Source organism: Rhodopseudomonas parapalustris (assembly GCF_053772255.1).
The window spans coordinates 229163-242257 of the sequence record NZ_JAMKBZ010000002.1; the positions used below are offsets into that span (position 1 = coordinate 229163).

The 13095-nt window shown below is 68.2% G+C and carries 10 protein-coding genes and 1 riboswitch; of the genes, 5 read left to right on the plus strand and 5 right to left on the minus strand.

Features of this window, described 5'->3' with window-relative positions:
• The 4 genes from cobW to M9H71_RS03195 all read left to right on the plus strand — a co-directional run bounded on the left by cobW (window position 1) and on the right by M9H71_RS03195 (window position 7104).
• Window positions 1-1005, plus strand: coding sequence for a cobalamin biosynthesis protein CobW (cobW, locus tag M9H71_RS03180; RefSeq protein ID WP_455403649.1), 1005 nt, complete (start codon window positions 1-3; stop codon window positions 1003-1005).
• Between the two features lie 133 nt (window positions 1006-1138).
• Window positions 1139-4852, plus strand: coding sequence for a cobaltochelatase subunit CobN (cobN, locus tag M9H71_RS03185; RefSeq protein WP_455403650.1), 3714 nt, complete (start codon window positions 1139-1141; stop codon window positions 4850-4852).
• Window positions 4849-5475: a cob(I)yrinic acid a,c-diamide adenosyltransferase gene (gene cobO, locus M9H71_RS03190; RefSeq protein ID WP_455403651.1), complete on the plus strand. Its 627-nt coding sequence runs from the start codon at window positions 4849-4851 to the stop codon at window positions 5473-5475. The genes cobN and cobO overlap by 4 nt, the downstream gene beginning before the upstream one ends.
• Before the next feature lie 144 nt (window positions 5476-5619).
• The gene (locus M9H71_RS03195) at window positions 5620-7104 is read left to right on the plus strand and encodes a cobyric acid synthase (RefSeq protein WP_455403652.1); all 1485 of its coding nucleotides are present in this window, start codon (window positions 5620-5622) and stop codon (window positions 7102-7104) included.
• On the opposite strand, the gene cbiB is transcribed toward M9H71_RS03195, so the two are convergent.
• A complete protein-coding gene (gene cbiB, locus M9H71_RS03200; protein WP_455403653.1) occupies window positions 7077-8048 on the minus strand; it encodes an adenosylcobinamide-phosphate synthase CbiB in 972 nt (323 codons plus the stop codon). The genes M9H71_RS03195 and cbiB overlap by 28 nt on opposite strands.
• Window position 8049: 1 nt before the next feature.
• Window positions 8050-8862: an ABC transporter substrate-binding protein gene (locus tag M9H71_RS03205; RefSeq protein ID WP_455403654.1), complete on the minus strand. Its 813-nt coding sequence runs from the start codon at window positions 8860-8862 to the stop codon at window positions 8050-8052.
• A 63-nt stretch (window positions 8863-8925) separates the two neighbouring features.
• On the opposite strand from M9H71_RS03205, the gene cobD reads away from it, so the two are divergent.
• Window positions 8926-9915 carry a threonine-phosphate decarboxylase CobD gene (cobD, locus tag M9H71_RS03210; protein ID WP_455403655.1) on the plus strand — a complete coding sequence of 330 codons (990 nt, stop codon included), beginning with the start codon at window positions 8926-8928 and terminating at the stop codon, window positions 9913-9915.
• An 11-nt stretch (window positions 9916-9926) separates the two neighbouring features.
• Here cobD and M9H71_RS03215 read toward each other — a convergent pair whose 3' ends face one another.
• From M9H71_RS03215 to M9H71_RS03225, 3 genes are read right to left on the minus strand one after another with little or no spacing between them, the layout of a single operon-like run.
• The gene (locus tag M9H71_RS03215) at window positions 9927-10706 is read right to left on the minus strand and encodes an ABC transporter ATP-binding protein (RefSeq protein WP_455403656.1); all 780 of its coding nucleotides are present in this window, start codon (window positions 10704-10706) and stop codon (window positions 9927-9929) included.
• Window positions 10703-11728: a FecCD family ABC transporter permease gene (locus M9H71_RS03220; RefSeq protein WP_455403657.1), complete on the minus strand. Its 1026-nt coding sequence runs from the start codon at window positions 11726-11728 to the stop codon at window positions 10703-10705. Before M9H71_RS03220 ends, M9H71_RS03215 begins: the two co-directional genes overlap by 4 nt.
• Window positions 11729-11735: 7 nt before the next feature.
• The gene (locus M9H71_RS03225; protein ID WP_455403658.1) at window positions 11736-12794 is read right to left on the minus strand and encodes a HoxN/HupN/NixA family nickel/cobalt transporter; all 1059 of its coding nucleotides are present in this window, start codon (window positions 12792-12794) and stop codon (window positions 11736-11738) included.
• Between the two features lie 73 nt (window positions 12795-12867).
• A riboswitch (cobalamin riboswitch) is annotated at window positions 12868-13080 on the minus strand.
• Between the last annotated feature and the right edge of the window lie 15 nt (window positions 13081-13095).

The following is a 13095-nucleotide window of genomic DNA, read 5'->3' on the forward strand; positions in this document are numbered from 1 at the left end:
ATGACCGTCCGCGTTCCCGTCACGGTACTCACCGGGTTTCTCGGCGCCGGCAAGACGACGCTGCTACGCGCGCTGCTCAATCAGTCGGGCGGCCGCCGCATCGCGGTGATCGTCAATGAATTTGGCGATGCCGGTTTCGACGGCGCGCTGGTCGAGGATTGCGGCGCGTCGGTGTGTGCGCCCGGCGACATCGTCGAACTCACCAATGGCTGTATCTGTTGCACCGTCGCCGACGACTTCATCCCGACGATGGAAAAGCTGTTGAATCGCGACACGCCGCTCGATGCGATCGTGATCGAGACCTCCGGGCTGGCGTTGCCGCAGCCGCTGCTGAAGGCGTTCGCCTGGCCGGCGGTGAAGACCCGCGCCACCGCCGACGGTGTCGTCACCGTGGTGGATGCGCTGGCGCTGAGTGAAGGCCGGGTGCCGCTCGACGACGATGCGGTGAAGGCGCAGCGCGACGCCACGCACGACGATCCGATCGAGGAAGTGTTCGAGGACCAGCTCGCCTGCGCCGATCTGGTGGTGTTGTCGAAGAGCGATCTGGTCGCGCCCGACCAGCTCGCTGCGCTCGAAACCAAGCTGGCGAGCCGGATACGGCCGAACGTCCGCATCGTGCGCTCGCACGGCACATTGGCGCCCTCGGTGCTGATCGGGCTCGATGCCGAAGCCGAGAACGATCTTGCGTCCCGCGCCGGCCATCACGCCGAAGGCGAGGAGCACGATCACGATGATTTCGATTCGCTGGTGATCACCCCGCAGCCGGCGGAGACGCTCGACGCGATGAAGGCGCGCGTCGGCGATGCGCTCGGGCTCGACGGCGTGCTCCGCGTCAAGGGCCACGCCCGCGTCGCCGGAAAGCCGGCGCCGGTGGTGGTGCAGGCGGTCGGCTCGCGCATCGATCTCGCCTTCGCCCGACCCGACGCCGAGCGCCCCGATCATCTGGTGGTGATCGGCCTCAAGGGCTTCGACGCCGATGCCGCCCGGCGCGCGCTGGCGGGGTAATTCATATGCCTCTCCCCGTCATTGCGAGGAGCGAAGCGACGAAGCAATCCAGGGGCATCGGCCCCGAGTCTGGATTGCTTCGCTTCGCTCGCAATGACGTAGAGAGGGTGGTCGCACAGCAACGGTGCTCCAGATGCACCTGAAGCTCGATACCAGCGTCAGCATCGACGACGGCGATGTCGCGCGCGATCTTGGTCAGGCGACGGCCGACATCGTGGTGCTGTCGGCGGCCGATAGCGATCTCGCCGCGTTCGGCGCGGCGCGGGCCGGGATGCCGGACGACTATCCGACCCTCCAGCTCACCAATTTTCTCGCGCTCGGCCATCCGGCCTCGGTCGATCTGTATGTCGAACGCACGCTGTCAAAAGCCAAGCTGGTGATACTGCGGATGCTCGGCGGCGAGGCCTATTGGCCGCACGGCGTCGACAGTCTGCGGCGCGATGCGCTGGCGCGTGGCGCGCAGTTCGTGTGCATTCCGGGCGAAATGGAGTGGAACGCGGAGCTTGCCGCGCGGGGCACGGCCGATCTCGACGATGCTCGTGCGCTGTGGCGCTACTGCAGCGAGGGCGGTGCAGACAACATCAGCCTGGCGCTGCGCTATGCCGCCTGGATGATCCTGCGCGACGATTGCCCGCCGCCGCCACGGCCGATGCCGGCTGCCGGATTTTGGCCGGCCGAGCCGCGGTCCTCGCAAGGAAGGCGCGCGCTGGTGATCTTCTATCGTGCCCTGGCGGCGAGCGGCGATACCGCGGCGATCGCGGCGCTACGCGATACGCTGGCCGCGCGCGGGCTCGATCCCGTTTGCATCTTCGTCACCAGCCTGAAGGATGCGCGCTCGATCGCGTTCCTGCGCAGCGTGCTGGCGGCGACGCCGCCGGAGGTCATCGTCAATGCCACGGCGTTCGCGACCGCCACCGCGACCGACGAATCCGGCGTGCTGGCGTCTGCCGATTGTCCGATCCTGCAGGTGGCGCAGGCAGGGGTGACGCGCGAGCATTGGGAGCAATCCGGCCGCGGTCTCAATCCGCGCGACCTCGCCATGCACGTCGTGCTGCCGGAGGTCGATGGCCGAGTCTTCGCCGGAGCCGTAGCGTTCAAGCAGCGCGGCGGCGATGCCGAATTCGCTCCCACCGTGTACCAGCCGCTGCAGGACCGGATCGATGCGGTCGCGGATCTGGCGCAGGCCTGGGTGCGGCTGCGGCATCAGCCGCGTGATCAGCGCCGCATCGCCATCGTGCTCGCCAACTATCCGAATCGCGACGGCCGGCTCGGTAACGGTGTTGGCCTCGACACGCCGCAATCGCTGCAGGATCTGCTGGTGACGCTGCGGTCCGAAGGCTACGCCGCCGGCGAGTTGCCGTCCGACACCGCGGCGCTGATGGAGTGGTTGCAGCGCGGCCCGACCAACGAACTGAAAGGCCGCGCTGATCGCGACGGCGGCGTGAACTGGCCGGTGGCGGACTACGCGGCGGCGTTCGCTGAGCTGCCGCAGGCAGTGCGCGAGGCGGTGACTACGCGGTGGGGCGCGCCGGACCAGGATCCGCATGTCGCAAATGGGGCCTTCCGTCTCGCCCTGCATCGCTTCGGCAATATTCTGGTCGGCGTGCAGCCGGCGCGTGGCTATGCGATCGATCCGAAATCCAGCTTCCACGATCCCGAGCTGCCGCCGCCGCATCATTATGTGGCGTTCTATCTGTGGCTGCGGCAGGCATTCGGCGCCGATGCGGTGATTCATCTCGGCAAGCACGGCAATCTCGAATGGCTGCCGGGCAAGAGTGCCGGATTGTCGCGCGACTGTTTTCCGACCGCGCTGCTTGGGCCGCTGCCGCATCTCTATCCGTTCATCGTCAACGATCCTGGCGAGGGCATCCAGGCCAAGCGGCGCAGCGCCGCGGTGATCGTCGATCATCTGACGCCGCCGATGACCCGCGCCGAGCTGCACGACGAGATGGCGCGGCTGGAAGCGCTGGTCGACGAATATGCGATGGCGGCCGATCTCGATCCGACGCGTGCGGACGCGATCGCCGAGGACATCATCTCTCTGGCACGGGCGACACGTCTCGACGAAGATGTCGCGATCGACCGCGATACCGCGACGCTCGACGCGCTGCGGGCGATCGACGCACATCTGTGCGATCTGAAAGAGATGCAGATCCGCGACGGCCTGCACGTCTTCGGCCGCACGCCGCAGGCATCGCAATGCGACGAGCTGCTGGTGTCGATCGCACGGCTGCCGCGCTCTGAGCTGAAGCTGCAGGATGCCTCGCTGCATCGCGCGATGGCCCGTGACCTCGGCCTGACGGATGCGGACGGTGCTGCGTTCGATCCGCTGACCCGCGATCTGGTGACGCCCTACACCGGCCCGCGCCCACCGACTCTCGCGGCGCTGAGCGATCGGCCGTGGCGAACGAGTGGCGACACCGTCGAGCGCCTCGAAGCGCTCGCGTTGCGGCTGGTGGCGGGCGACTCTGCGTCCTCCGATTGGCCCCAAGCGGGTCCGGTGCTCGAATGGATCGCGACATCGCTCCGCCCGGCGATCGAGGCGTCGGGCGGTGCAGAGCGCGACGCGCTGCTCCGCGGGCTCGACGGTCGGTTCATTCGGCCGGGGCCGTCCGGCGCGCCGACCCGTGGCCGTCCCGACGTGCTACCCACGGGACGCAATTTCTTCGCAGTCGATGTCCGCGCGGTGCCGACGCCGTCGGCGTGGCGGATCGGCCAGCTCGCCGCCGAGCGGCTGATCGAGTCCTATTGGCAGGAAGCCGGCGAGTGGCCGCGTTCGATCGCGCTGTCGGCGTGGGGCACCGCCAATATGCGCACCGGCGGCGACGACGTGGCGCAGGCGCTGGCGCTGATCGGCGCACGGCCGACTTGGGAGGACGCCACCGGCCGCGTCACCGGCTTTGCGATCGTGCCGCTGTCGGAGCTGCGACGGCCGCGCGTCGACGTCACCTTCCGCGTCTCCGGGCTGTTCCGCGACGCCTTCCCGGTGCAGATGGATCTGATCGCCAGCGCGGTCGCGGCAGTGGCGGCGCTCGACGAGCCGGATGACGCCAATCCGATCGCCGCCCAGGTCCGCCTCCGCAGCGAACAATTAGTTCGGAGCGGCGTCGATCCCGAATTGGCAAAAAGACAAGCCGGCGCGCGGGTGTTCGGGGCGAGGCCCGGCAGTTACGGAGCCGGGCTGCAGGCGATGATCGACGACGGCGGCTGGGACAGCCGCGATGATCTCGCTGGCGCTTACCTCGCCTGGGGCGGCTACGCCTATGGGGCGGGGCAGGACGGCGCCGAGGCGACCGATGCGTTCGCGGCGCGGCTGCAGGCGGTCGATCTGGTCGCGCAGGCGCAGGATAATCGCGAGCACGATATTCTCGACTCCGACGATTACTACCAGTTCATCGGCGGCCTCGCCGCGACGGTCGAAACCTTGCGTGGACAGGCGCCTCGGATCGCCCATGTCGACACGTCGCGGCCCGAAGCGCCGCTGCCGCGGACGCTGGCGCACGAGATTTCGCGCGTGGTGCGGGGCCGCGCCGCTAATCCCAAGTGGATTCAGGGCGTGATGCGCCACGGCTACAAGGGCGCCTCCGAGATTGCCGCCACGGTGGACTATCTGTTCGGCTTCGCGGCTTCGACCGACGCCGTCGGCAACCGCCATTTCGATTTGCTGTTCGCCGCTTATCTCGAAGACGATGCCGTGCGCCAGTTTCTGCAGGATGCCAATCCGGCGGCGCTGCGCGACATCGTGGCCCGGTTCGACGAGGCGATCCGGCGCGGGCTGTGGATGCCGCGCTCAAACCGCGCCGCCGATCTGCTCGCCGAATTTCTCACTCCGAAGGAAGCTGCATGACCGATCCATTGTCCGACCGCGATGAAAACGCCCGCCACGCCGAGAAGGCGAAGAAGCGGAAGGCCGCGCACGACAAGAAGCTGTCAGGTATGACCGACAGCAAGGGCCTGATCATCGTCCACACTGGCACTGGCAAGGGCAAGACTTCGGCGGCGCTCGGCATGGTGTTCCGCCACATCGGCCACGGGATGCCGGTTGGCGTGGTTCACTTCACCAAGTCGGAGAAATGGAACACCGGCGAGGCGAAGCTGCTGGCGAAATTTCCGGAGCTCGCGACGCTGCACATCATGGGCGAGGGCTTCACCTGGGAAACTCAGGACCGTGAGCGCGATATCGCCGCGGCGCGCGCCGGTTGGGAGCGGGCCAGAGAATTGATCCGCGACGATCGTCATCGCATGGTGCTGCTCGACGAGTTGAACATCGTGCTGCGATACGACTATCTGCCGATCGAGGAGATCGTCGCGGTGCTGCTCGATGAGAAACCGGCCGACAAGCACGTCGTGATCACCGGCCGCAACGCCCACCCGGCGCTGATCGAAATCGCCGATCTGGTGACCGACATGACCCTGGTGAAGCACCCGTTCCGTTCCGGCGTGAAAGCGCAGAAGGGCGTGGAGTTTTGAGCGGGCGGCAGAGCCCCAAATATGTCATTCCGGGGCGCCGCGCAGCGGCGAACCCGGAATCCAGAAGTGCAGAACTCCTCGAGATTCCGGGTTCGCGCCTGTCGGCGCGCCCCGGAATGACGGCCACGTGATGAGAAAGCTGCGATGACTATCACCCCCGCCCTCATGATCCAGGGCACCTGCTCCAACGCCGGCAAGTCGACGCTGGTGGCGGGGCTGTGCCGGGCGCTGGTGCGGCGGGGGCTGAAGGTGACGCCGTTCAAGCCGCAGAACATGTCGAACAATGCTGCGGTGACGGTGGACGGCGGGGAGATCGGCCGGGCGCAGGCGGTGCAGGCGCGCGCCGCGAAGCTGCCGCCGACCGTGCATATGAACCCGGTGCTGCTGAAGCCGGAGACCGACACCGGCGCGCAGGTGATCGTGCAGGGCAAACGCTTCGGCCGGCTCGGCGCTCAGCACTTCCTCGAGAAGAAAGCGGCGCTGCTACCGCATGTCCTCGACAGCTTCGCACAGCTCGCACGCGAGGCCGACATCGTGCTGATTGAAGGCGCCGGCTCGCCGGCCGAGATCAATCTACGTGCCGGCGACATCGCCAATATGGGCTTTGCGCAAGCCGCGAACGTGCCGGTGGTGGTTGCCGGCGATATCGAGCGCGGCGGCGTGATCGCCAGTCTGGCCGGCACGCATCTCGTGCTCGACGATGCCGAGCGGGCGCTGGTGCAGGGCTATCTGATCAACAAATTCCGCGGCGACGTGCGGCTGTTCGATCATGGCCTGACGGCGATCACCGAGCTGACCGGCTGGCCGTCGCTCGGTGTGGTGCCGTGGCTGCCGTCTGCCGCGCTGCTTCCTGCCGAGGACGCGGTCGATCTCGACCGGGCGCAGGCATCGACCGCACAGCGCGTCATTGCCGTGCCGATGCTGGCGCGGATCGCCAATTTCGACGATCTCGATCCGCTCGGAATGGAGCCCAGCGTCAAGCTGGTGTTCGTGCCGCCCGGCACGCCGATTCCGGCCGAGGCCGATGTGGTGATCATTCCCGGCAGCAAGTCGACGCTGGGCGATCTCGCGTTTATGCGCGCGCAGGGTTGGGACATCGACATCGCGGCCCATGTCCGCCGCGGCGGACACCTGCTCGGGCTGTGCGGCGGCTATCAGATGCTCGGGCGCAGCATCGCTGATCCCGACGGCGTCGATGGCGCGCCCGGCACGGTCGATGGGCTCGGTCTGCTCGACACCGTCACCATCATGCGGGGCGACAAGTCGACCACGCTGGTCCACGGCACCCATGTGGCGACCGGCGCACCGGTCGAGGGCTACGAAATTCATCTCGGCCGCACCGAGGGACCGGACTGCGCGCGGCCGGTGGTGACGATCGGCGGCCGGCCCGATGGTGCGATCTCACGCAGCGGCCGAGTGCAGGGTACTTATTTGCACGGCCTGTTCACCAACGACGAGTTTCGCCGCGCCTGGCTCGCCGGTCTCGGCATCGCCTCACAGCTCGCTTACGAGTCCCAGATCGAAGCTGCGCTCGATGCGCTGGCCGATCATCTCGAAGCGCATCTCGACGTCGAGCGGATGATTGCAATCGCCCGCGGCCGTCAGAGCACCAACGCCAGCGCCGCGTAGATCGCGGCCTGCAGCGCGCAGGCTGCGATCATCACCCGCAGCGCGCGGCCGATATCGGCGGGCGTTGCTTCGCGGCGTGCTTCGGCGTTGAGATAAGGATCGTCGGTGATCTTGCCGCCGTAGCTGCGCGGGCCGGCGAGCGCGACGCCGGTCGCCGCAGCCATCGCCGATTCCGGCCAGCCGGCATTGGGCGAGCGATGCTTGCCGGCGTCGCGCCGCATCACCGTGATCGCTTGCTTGACCGAGCCGCGGACGATCGGTGCCACCAGCGCGATCAGCAGGCCCGACAGTCGTGCCGGAATCAGATTCAGCACGTCGTCGAGCCGCGCTGCGGCCCAGCCGAACGAACGGTGCAGCGGCGTCAGATGGCCGATCATCGAATCGGCGGTATTGATCGTCTTGTAGATCAAAAGGCCCGGCAGCCCGAATAGCGCCAGCCAGAACACCGGGGCGACCACGCCGTCGGAAAAATTCTCGGCACTGGATTCGATCGCGGCGCGGCAGACGCCGGCTTCGTCCAGCGTCTGCGGGTCACGGCCGACGATCAGCGACACCTTCTCGCGTGCCTCCGTCAGGCCGCCGGACGCGAAGGCGTCGCGCACGCGTGCGACGTGGTCGTACAGGCTGCGCTGCGCGATCAGCGTCGCGGCCAGCACCGCTGCGATGATCCAGCCGCCCGGCAATTGCCGCAGTGGGGCTTCCAGCAGCAGGCCGACGAGGCCGGCCACCGCGATCAGAAAGATCACCGCGACGATGCCGGCGATCTTCTTGGTCCGCTCCGACCAGTCGTCGCGATTGAGCGTCCGATCGAGCCAGCCGATCATCGTGCCGAGCAGCACCACCGGATGCGCGAGCCGCTTCCACAGCCAGTCGGGATCGCCGATCAGCGCGTCCAGCACCAGTGCCACCACGACGATCAGCAGCGCGTGGGAATCCAACAGCATGTCATCGCTCCACGCGGGTGAGTTCTTCGGTCAGCCGATCGAGTGCGTCGGCGAGCATCGGCCCGCCGCACACGGTCAGCCGCTCCGGCACGGTAATCCGCTTCGACGGCGGATAGAAGTGCTCGAGCGCAGGATGCAGCACGAAGGCGCGACCCTCGTCCTCGGCGAAATCGCTGTCGTCCGTCATCAGCAGAAAGTCCGGTCGCAGCGCCACCACCGCTTCGAGCGAGGTGAAACCGCCGTTTCTGAATCCGAGCCCGCCGGCGGCGTTGCGCAGACCGACGATGTCGAGCAGCGACGAGATCAGGCTGTCGCGGCCCGACACCCAGCCGCGCCGCGCCAGCGGCAGCACGGTCAGTCGCGTCCGCGACGCGGCTTGTCTGGCGCGCGCCACTGCGGCGTCGATACGGGCGTTCGCCGCTGCGGCGCGTTCGGGATGGCCGAGCAGATCGGCCATCTGCCGGATCTGCGCCTTGGCATCATCGATCGTCTTGACCGAATCGAATTCGACGACGCGCTGGCCCATCTGCTTGAGCAGTTCGCGTGTGGCCCGCTTGGTGAACTTGCCGCCGACCACCAAATCCGGTTTCAGCATCAGCACGTCTTCGGCGCCGCCCGACAGCCGCGGATACCGCGCAGCCTCGGCGGCGAGGAACGAACGCGCCGCGTCGCGTGCATACGGGCTGAGGCCGAGGATCTGATCGGGATCGGCGAGTGTCAGCAGCAACTGATCGGTGCAGGTGTTGATCGATACCACCGTGGGCGCCGCGGCTGCGCTCGCGACGCCTGTCAGGCTTGCAACTAACAGCATCATCATTCCGGCTAAAACGCCGCCGAGCCTCTCGCGCTTTGGCCGCGATGGTGGCAAGAGGTGGCGATGAAGCACGGTGGCGATCTCACAGCAGCGATGGCACGGCACGGCGGCGATGCCGCCGACTGGCTCGAACTCTCCACTGGCATCAATCCGCGATCCTGGCCGATCCCGACCATCGATGCAGACGCTTGGCAGCGTCTGCCGTCGCAGGCCGACGAGACCGCGCTGTGCGATGCCGCGCGCCTTGCCTACGAGGTGCCCGCTGAGTCCGGCATCGTCGCTGCCGCCGGCACGCAGGCGCTGATCCAATGGCTGCCGCAACTGGCCGCGCCCGGTGGCGTCGCGATCGTCGGGCCGACTTATGCCGAGCACGCGCTGGCGTGGCGCAATGCCGGGCGCGAACTGGTCGGCATCGCCTCGCTCGACGACATTCCCGAGCAGGCGCGCCACGTCGTGGTGGTGAATCCGAACAATCCCGATGGCCGCATCGTCGAGCACGACAGCTTGCGGCGCGCCGCGGCGCAACTGCGCCGGCGGGGCGGCTGGCTGGTGATCGACGAAGCGTTCGCCGATGTCGATCCGTCGATCGGCGCTGCGGCGTTGACGCCGGAAATGCCGATCGTGGTGTTGCGTTCGTTCGGCAAGTTCTACGGCCTTGCCGGTGTGCGCCTCGGATTCGCCATCGCGGGTGAGGCGATTGCGCGGCGGATCGCATTGGCGCTCGGGCCGTGGAGCTGTTCCGGGCCGGCACTGCGGATCGGGGCGGCGGCGCTGCGCGATCGAGCGTGGACGATCGAAACCCGCGACGAGCTGCGCGAACAGGCGACGCGGCTCGACGAAGTGCTGCGCGGCGGCGGACTCGACATCGTCGGCGGAACACCGCTGTTCCGGCTCGCGCGGCACGCCGAGGCGCACCGGTTGCACGAGGCGCTGGCAAGGCGGCGGATCTGGTGTCGCAGGTTCGACTGGGCCGACGATCTGCTCAGGTTCGGCCTGCCCGCCGATGCCGCCGGGCTCGATCGGCTCGCCGCCGCGCTGACCGCGCCGCTGTAGCTGCGGCACCGTCAGGTTCCGGACCACGGCAGGATCACGCCGCTGTCCTGATACTGCGCCCGGTAGGCGCTGACGCGAAACACCTGCTGCATGATGTCGTCCGACAGCGCGTCATTGGGCGTTCCGTGAGCCGCCAGTCCGCCGTCCGCCATCACCAGCACAGTGTCGGCGAATCGGGCGGCGCTGCCCAGATCGTGGGTGACGACGATCACCAGGGTGCCGGCATCGGCGGTGGTGCGCAAGGTCTGCATCACGTCGAGCTGATAGCGCGGATCGAGCGAAGCGGTCGGCTCGTCGGCGAGGACCACCGGCGCCTCGAGCGCCAGCACGCGGGCGAGCGCCACCCGGCTGCGTTCGCCGCCCGACAGTTCGGTGACGATGCGGTCCGCGAACTGGGTGACGTCGGTGACCGCCATCGCCCGATTCACCGCCTCGGCATCCAGCGGCGACAGCCAGGCCGGATCGGTGGCGCCGTGTGGAAACCGGCCGAGCGCGACGACGTCGCGCACCGGCAGCGGCCAATGCACCAGATGGCCCTGCGGCAGATAGCCGAACCGCTTGGCGCGTTCGCGCAGCGCCAAGCTCGCCAGCGGATCACCGCCGATCGTGATGAGACCCTTGGCGTCGATCAGACCGGCGAGGGCGCGCAGCAGCGTGGTCTTGCCGGCGCCGTTCGGTCCGACCAGCGCCACCAGATGGCCGCGGGTCAGATCGAGCGAGACGCCGCGCAGCACGTCGCGGCCGGACAGCGTCACGGCGAGGTCGCGTGCGGTGAGGAAAGCGGCGCTCATGCGACGCCTCCACCGAGCGCGCGGCGCTCGCGCACGATCAGATACAGGAAGAACGGCACGCCGATGATCGAGGTCAGGACGCCGACCTTGATGTCGGAGGACGCTGGGATCAGTCGCACCGCGATGTCGGCGGCGAGCAGCAACGCCGCGCCGGCGAGCGCGCTCGGCACCAGCACGCGGGCCGGATCGTGGCCTATCAGGGGGCGTACCAGATGCGGCGCGACCAGGCCGATGAAGCCGATCGTTCCCGACACCGAGACGGCACCGCCGACGCCGAGCGCGGTGCCGGCGATCACGATCAGCCGCAGTCGGGCGACGTCGACGCCGAGGCTCTGTGCGGTCTCCTCGCCGAGGCTGAGGGCGCGGAACGCGGCACGCTGACTGAGGAGCAGCAGGGCGCCGGCGACGATGAACGGCAGCGCCAGCACGACATGGCGGAAGCTGCGGTCTTCCAGCGAGCCCAGCAGCCAGAACGCGATCTCGAGGCTGGCGAACGGATTCGCCGACAGGTTCATCACCAGCGCGGTGGCGGCGCCGGCGAGGGCGGAGATCGCCAGACCTGCCAGGATCAAGAGCAGCAGGCTGGCGTTGCGGCCGGCGACTGCAAGCAGCACGAACACCGAGACGAACGCCATCGTGATCGCCGCCGCCGGCAGCGCGAACGAGCGCACGTCGGCGAGCCCGAGCGAGATGATCAGCACGGCGCCGAACGCCGCCGATTGCGGCGCGCCGAACAGCGACGGCGACGCCAAAGGATTGCGCAGCAGGCCCTGTAGCGCCGCGCCGGACAGACCGAGAATGCCGCCGATGGCGAGGGCCAGGATGGTGCGCGGCAGCCGGATCTGCTGCACGATGATCTGCTGCACCTCGCCGCCGAATCCGATCAGCGCCTGCACCACGGCGAGCGGCGACAGCTTGACCGGCCCGACTGCGAGCGATCCGATCGCCAAAAGGGCCACGAGCACCGCGAGCGCGGCGGTGACGGCCGCCGCGCGCGAATTCGGTCCGGAACGTCGGGTCATACCGCGCTCATTTCTGCACGGCCGGGGCGACCTGGTCGAGCCGGTGATAGCCGTTGAGGCGATAGATGATGGTGGAGACGATCCAGCTCGCCACGAACAGCGCCACGATGCCGTAGCCGAGCGCGCCGAAATTCTCGTTGAGCTCGGCGATCCATTCCCAGAACGCGCCTTCGAGATGGAACCGTCCGGCGAGCAGCCCGAGCGTCTCGATGCCGCCGATCAGCAGCGCCACCAGCACCGACACCGTCGTGATGGTCATGTTGTAGTACAGCTTGCGGACCGGGTTGCGATACGCCCAGCCATAGGCGCCGAGCATCAGCACGCCGTCCAGGGTGTCCACCAGGGTCATGCCGGCGGCGAACAGCGCCGGGAACACCAGGATCGACCAGTGCGAAATGTTGCCGGAGGCGTTCGCGGCCAGCCCGAACAGGCTGATCTCGCTGGCGGTCTCGAAGCCGAGCGCGAACAACAGCCCGATCGGAAACAACTGCCAGCTCTTGGAGACGAAGCGGAACAGCGGCCGGAACAGCCGCGCCAGCCAGCCGCGCTGCTGCAGCAGCTCGTTGATGTCGTCGTCGTGCACGACCTCGCCGGCCTTGGCCTTCTTGAATGCGCGATACACGCCGCTCAGCACCGACAGGTTGGCGATGGCGATCGCGAACAGGAACAGTGCCGACGCCGAGGTGCCGATCACCCCGCCGATCTCGCGATAGCCCGAGAACCGCTCGGTCAGCGAATTGGCCGCGATCGCGATCGCCAGCGACGCCACCAGCACCACGGTGGAATGGCCGAGCGCGAAGAACAGCCCGACCGTGACCGGCCGCTTGCCTTCCTGCATCAGCTTTCGGGTGACGTTGTCGATCGCCGCAATGTGGTCGGCGTCGAGCGCGTGGCGCAGGCCTAGGCTGTAAGCTAGTACCGCTGTGCCGATCAGCACCGGCTCGCCGGCGAACGCGGTGAGCGCCCAGGCCCAGGCGGCGAGGTTGGCGAGCACCAGCCCGCCGAGCACGGCGATCAGGCGGACGCGGAATCCATCGGAAGAGGTGGGCGGAATGAGTTCGGTCATGGCGGTCTCCGGCCGGTGAGCAGCATCCTGTCACCTGTGCGGCGGACCGCTCCAGCCGCGCGCGCCGCACGGTGGAAGATGACGCACTCAGGCCGGTCTCCTGGCTCACGGGTCGTCGCAATCCTTCGCCTTCCCGGGCTGTCGCCCAGTGGCCGATTGAAGGATCGCTCGCCGCTCACAGTTGCGGGCGCAGCGCCGGATTTGGGCTTGGCTGTCAAAGCGTGCGGCCCGCACCGGCTTCCCTGTGCCGGACGATTCCCGGCACACCTGAACGGGCGCGATCAAATGGAAGCGGGACTGC